Source organism: Corallococcus sp. 4LFB (assembly GCF_046520365.1).
GTDB lineage: Bacteria > Myxococcota > Myxococcia > Myxococcales > Myxococcaceae > Corallococcus > Corallococcus caeni.
Genome location: NZ_JBKGHJ010000619.1, coordinates 1 through 4,160, shown reverse-complemented (window position 1 = coordinate 4,160; position 4,160 = coordinate 1). Strand labels below are relative to the sequence as shown.

The window sequence follows — 4,160 nt, the reverse complement described above, 5'->3', positions numbered from 1 at the left end:
GCCCCTGGTGGTGGCGGTGGTGGCGCTGCGGTCGGCGGCGTTCGACCCGCTGGCGCGCGGCGGTGGCGGGGCTGGCGGTGGGGACGGTGGGGGCGTTCGTGGGCGAGCTGGCGTGTGAGCAGGGCCCCGGACACGTGGCCACCTATCACCTGGGGGCTTGGGCGCTGTTGACGCTCATGACCTGGGCGCTGTCGAAACGACTCAAACCCCGGACCTACGCACCATGAAGCACGACCCCTCGCTCATCTTGACGGAAGACGTGGACGGCGCGCCGGTGCGCATTGGCGCGACGGTGATGGTGGTCCGCACCGAGCCGGAGGACGTCCTCTCCGAGCGCTTCCTGGGCCGCGTGGGCGTCGTCGTGGCGCTGGTGTTCGACGATCCGTCCACGCAGTACCCCGCGGATCCGCTCATCCAGGTCCGCGTGGCCGGCGTGGGCGAGGACCTGTTCTTCGCCCGGGAGCTCGTCGAGGTGCCCGAGGGTCACTTCGTCGCGTTCGGGTCGTCCAGCTCCGGGTAGTGGCGGAAGATGCCCTGCTCGTTGAAGGGCTGGGCGCGCGGCGACTGCTTGTACGCGGCGATGCGGGGGCGCTCGCGGATGCGCTGATGCAGCGCCATCACGCCGGGCACGTCCGGGGCGATGCGGCGCATGGCGTTGGGGAAGGCGTACCGCAGGCCGTCCACCAGCTGGAACAGCGCCAGCTCCGGGTAGGTGAAGTCGCTGCCCAGGAGGTACTTCCCGCCGCCGCGCGGGTTCGCCTTCAGCACGCGCTCGAAGTAGCCCAGGAACTTCGGGATGCGCTGGGTGCGGAAGTCCTCGGCGCGCTGCTTCGCGGCGTCCTTCTGCTCGTCGTAGTACTTCATCACGGCGATGGGATGGTGCGTGTCGTGCGCCTCCGCCACCACGTCCGCGACGGTGAGCTGGAATTGACGGGCGTGCAGCCGCGACGCCTCGTCCGAAGGCACGAGGCCGAAGCGCTCCCCCAGGTACGCGCAGATGTTGGCCGCCTGGGAGAAGACGAGCTCCCCCACCTTGAGCACGGGCGGCGCGAACGCGGGCACGGGGCCCTGGCCCACCATGTCCGCGACGGCCTTCCCGCCGCCGGCTCGCAGGCCCACGTCCACCCAGTCCGCGCCCGCCTCTTCCAGCACCAGCCGCACGAACTCGCCGCGGCCGGGAATGCCGGGCCAGTAGTACAGCTCGAACTTCGCGTCGCTCATCGCCGTCACCTCGCCTAATGCGTTCCGCTGGTGAACTTCAGGCCCATGATGGCGACGATCATCAACGCCAGGAAGAACAGGCGCGCGGGCGTGGCGGGTTCATGGAAGAGCACCATGCCCGCGACGGCCGCGCCGAACGCGCCGATGCCCACCCAGACCGCGTAGGCCGTGCCGATGGGCAGCTGCTTCACCGCGATGGCCAGCAAGCCCATGCTCGCGACGATGGCCGCCGCGGTGAGCACGCTGGGAAGGGGCCGGGTGAAGCCCTGCGTGTACTTGAGCCCTACCGTCCAGGCCACCTCCAGCAGCCCCGCGAGGATGAGGAGGATCCACGACGACGTCATGACGCACGACTCCCGTTCAGGCGTCGTCTTGTCGTGACCGGGTACGGCGCACCTCGTCCGGGCTCGGAGGCCCCACCCCGGGGCTCCCGCACGCGCGCCCACCATAACCGGCACGCCCAGCCACGGCATCCCCCCTTTTCCGAGACAGCCAAGGCATCAACCTGCTAAACTTGAATAACTAGAAATAACAACAAAGCCGTAAGTTTCCAGGAGGCGCCCTTCAATGCAAGCCAAGCATCTCGCCGTGGCCGCAGGCGTGTCGCTGTTCGCGTCCGGGCTGGTCGCGGAGGCAGCGGAGATCTTCCGCAACACCGGAACGCTCACCGGCTGGAGCTCCATCAACCGGGAGCACAACGGCTCCGTGAACGAGGTGACCAACGTCACCTATGAAGGCCCCACCGCCATCAAGGTCACGCAGATCTACGACCCGAACTACACGGGCCGGTACCACTCGGAGGTCGTGAAGAACAACGTGTACCGCCGGGGCGACACGGGCTTCTACGGCTTCGCGTTCCGCCTGCAGCAGGACTGGCAGTTCCAACCCCAGTCCTACAACATCGCGCAGTTCATCGCGGACTTCTCCAACACCGGCTGCGACGACTACATGCCGTCCACCATGGTGTGGCTGTCCGGCAATCAGCTCTACACGCGCGTCAAGCAAGGCACGGTCTGCAACCAGAAGACCGTCACCTTCCCCAGCCTGGCCACCGTCAGCGCCGGGGCATGGCACAAGGTCATCATGCAGGTGAAGTGGGCCAGCGACACCACCGGCTACATCAAGCTGTGGTTCGACGGCGTGAAGGTCCTGGAGCAGTACAACCTGGCCACCACCGTCGCGGACGACCGCTACTTCCAGTTCCGCGTGGGCCTCTACGCCAACGGCTGGCACGACAACGGCTACATGCAGGGCAGCCAGCCCAACCGCAGCATCTGGTTCGACGAGATCGCCGCCGGCACGACGTTCGCCGACGCAGACCCTGCGCAGTGGTAGTCCCGGTGGGCGCGGCGAGGTCCTCCCCCCGCCGCGCCGCCAACCTCACGGCAGCTGCGTCTGGAACGCGGACCAGCGCGTGTGCACCCACTGCCGGATGTACTCCACCTCCTCCGCGTGGGTCTTGAAGTCCTGGCGCAGGTGCCAGTCCGGGAAGTTGCCGTAGCCCCCCTCGTTCACGTCGGGCCCCGTGCTCGGCTTCGCGAAGTCGCGGTACTCCTCCCCCCACCGCGCCTCGTCGCGCTGCGCGTTGGGCCCCAGCTCCCGCACGTAGCCGTCAATCAGCGCCTGCACCGTGGCCTCGCTCACCTCGTGCTTCAGGGCCTGGCGGTAGCGCTCGCGCAGGGGGCCCGCGATGGAGGGCTCCGCCAGCATCCGCTTGAAGAGCAGGTTGTCGGACGCGTAGGTGGGCCGCGCCGTGGCGCTGGTGCGCGTGGTGTCGAAGTTCTGCCCGAAGCTCGCGTCCAGGTCCCACGGGATGAAGCGCCACGGGCCGCCCGTCCTGGGGTCGAACGCGTGATAGGCGTTCTTCCCCTGCGAGTCATTGCCCTGGATGAGCGTATTGAAGATCCACCAGTCCTCGTAGTCGCGCGCCTTCAGCTTCGTGCCGAACTCCTGGCGGAAGGACTCCGCGCTGGAGTCCGCCACCCACGCGACGAAGGCGTCCAGCGGGTCGAAGGCGTGCGGCTGGTTCTGCTCGGGCGTGCCCTCGGACTTCTCGAAGCCGACGTGGAGGTGCGCCTTCGCCTCGCCGTTGCGCTTGAGGCGGGAGAAGTTGGCGTCCGCGTCCACGGCCTTGAAGAGGTCCGAGTCGTCGTCGATGCCGTTCCACTCCATCAGCCGCTTGTCCACGTGGTCCGCCGCCGTGTAGAGCCCGCGGAACTTCTTGTTCGCGTACACCACCACGCTGAAGGTGCGGATGCGCACGGCGTTGGGGGACAGCCGGTTCCACAGGTCGAACGCCAGCCGCGAGCGCAGGTACGAGTTGTCATTGAACGGGGTGATGAGCACCACGCGCTTGCGGTCCTTGAAGCCGTCGCCGAAGACGGGCTCCGAGAACAGGTCGTCCTCCGAGAACTTGAACGTCAGGCTGCGCTTGGGGAACACGCTGGAGGTGGCCCCGCGGTACTTCGCCTGGATGGTGAAGCGGTGGCCCCGGTACACCACCTCCGCGGGCCGGTAGCCGCCGGCCGTCAGGCCCTCGTCCGGGTCGAAGAACAGGTGCACCACGGGCAGCCCGTACTCCTCCGTGTAGGCCACGGGGTCGACGATGTCGACCTTGCCCGGCGCGGTGTCGTTGTTGGCCACGCCCACCTTGAGCGTGCCCGTCTCGCCGGTGGTGCGCTCCTCCAGCGTGAGCCTCCACACCGCGCCCTGGTCGAGCGCGGGCGTCCAGCGCAGCGTGGCGGTGGAGTCGTCGAACGTCGCGCCCGCGGGCAGGTTCCTCACCCCGAAGCGCAGCCCCGCCGCCGTGTAGCCCGTCGCGCACGTCACCTGCGCGGTGAAGGCCTCGCCCTCCAGCACCCAGCGCGTGTCGCCCGCCGTGGGCGCGCAGGTCAGCGGCGCGGTGCCCGCATCCGTCCCACCCGCGTCCGGCGTCCCGG

Annotated in this window: 5 protein-coding genes, 1 pseudogene and 1 riboswitch; of the genes and pseudogenes, 3 read left to right on the top strand and 3 right to left on the bottom strand. The window is 68.7% G+C overall.

Going from position 1 to position 4,160, the window contains the following annotated elements:
- Positions 1 to 227 (top strand): annotated as a pseudogene (locus ACLEQD_RS38195) (hypothetical protein); the annotation flags it as partial.
- Positions 224 to 520, top strand: a complete 297-nt coding sequence (locus ACLEQD_RS38190; protein ID WP_410390774.1) for a Carotenogenesis protein CarS — start codon at positions 224 to 226, stop codon at positions 518 to 520. The pseudogene ACLEQD_RS38195 and the gene ACLEQD_RS38190, both read left to right, overlap by 4 nt.
- On the opposite strand, the gene ACLEQD_RS38185 is transcribed toward ACLEQD_RS38190, so the two are convergent.
- Both ACLEQD_RS38185 and sugE read right to left on the bottom strand, forming a co-directional pair.
- The gene (locus ACLEQD_RS38185; protein ID WP_410390773.1) at positions 484 to 1,221 is read right to left on the bottom strand and encodes a glutathione S-transferase; all 738 of its coding nucleotides are present in this window, start codon (positions 1,219 to 1,221) and stop codon (positions 484 to 486) included. The genes ACLEQD_RS38190 and ACLEQD_RS38185 overlap by 37 nt on opposite strands.
- A gap of 14 nt (positions 1,222 to 1,235) precedes the next feature.
- Positions 1,236 to 1,565, bottom strand: a complete 330-nt coding sequence (sugE, locus tag ACLEQD_RS38180; RefSeq protein ID WP_410390772.1) for a quaternary ammonium compound efflux SMR transporter SugE — start codon at positions 1,563 to 1,565, stop codon at positions 1,236 to 1,238.
- Between the two features lie 17 nt (positions 1,566 to 1,582).
- Positions 1,583 to 1,652, bottom strand: a riboswitch (guanidine-III (ykkC-III) riboswitch).
- A 136-nt stretch (positions 1,653 to 1,788) separates the two neighbouring features.
- Between sugE and ACLEQD_RS38175 the strand changes: the two genes are divergently transcribed.
- Complete coding sequence (locus ACLEQD_RS38175; protein ID WP_410390771.1) at positions 1,789 to 2,556, top strand: polysaccharide lyase; 768 nt, start codon at positions 1,789 to 1,791, stop codon at positions 2,554 to 2,556.
- Between the two features lie 45 nt (positions 2,557 to 2,601).
- On the opposite strand, the gene ACLEQD_RS38170 is transcribed toward ACLEQD_RS38175, so the two are convergent.
- A partial coding sequence (locus ACLEQD_RS38170) for a CotH kinase family protein (protein WP_410390770.1) occupies positions 2,602 to 4,160 on the bottom strand: 1,559 nt, incomplete at its 5' end.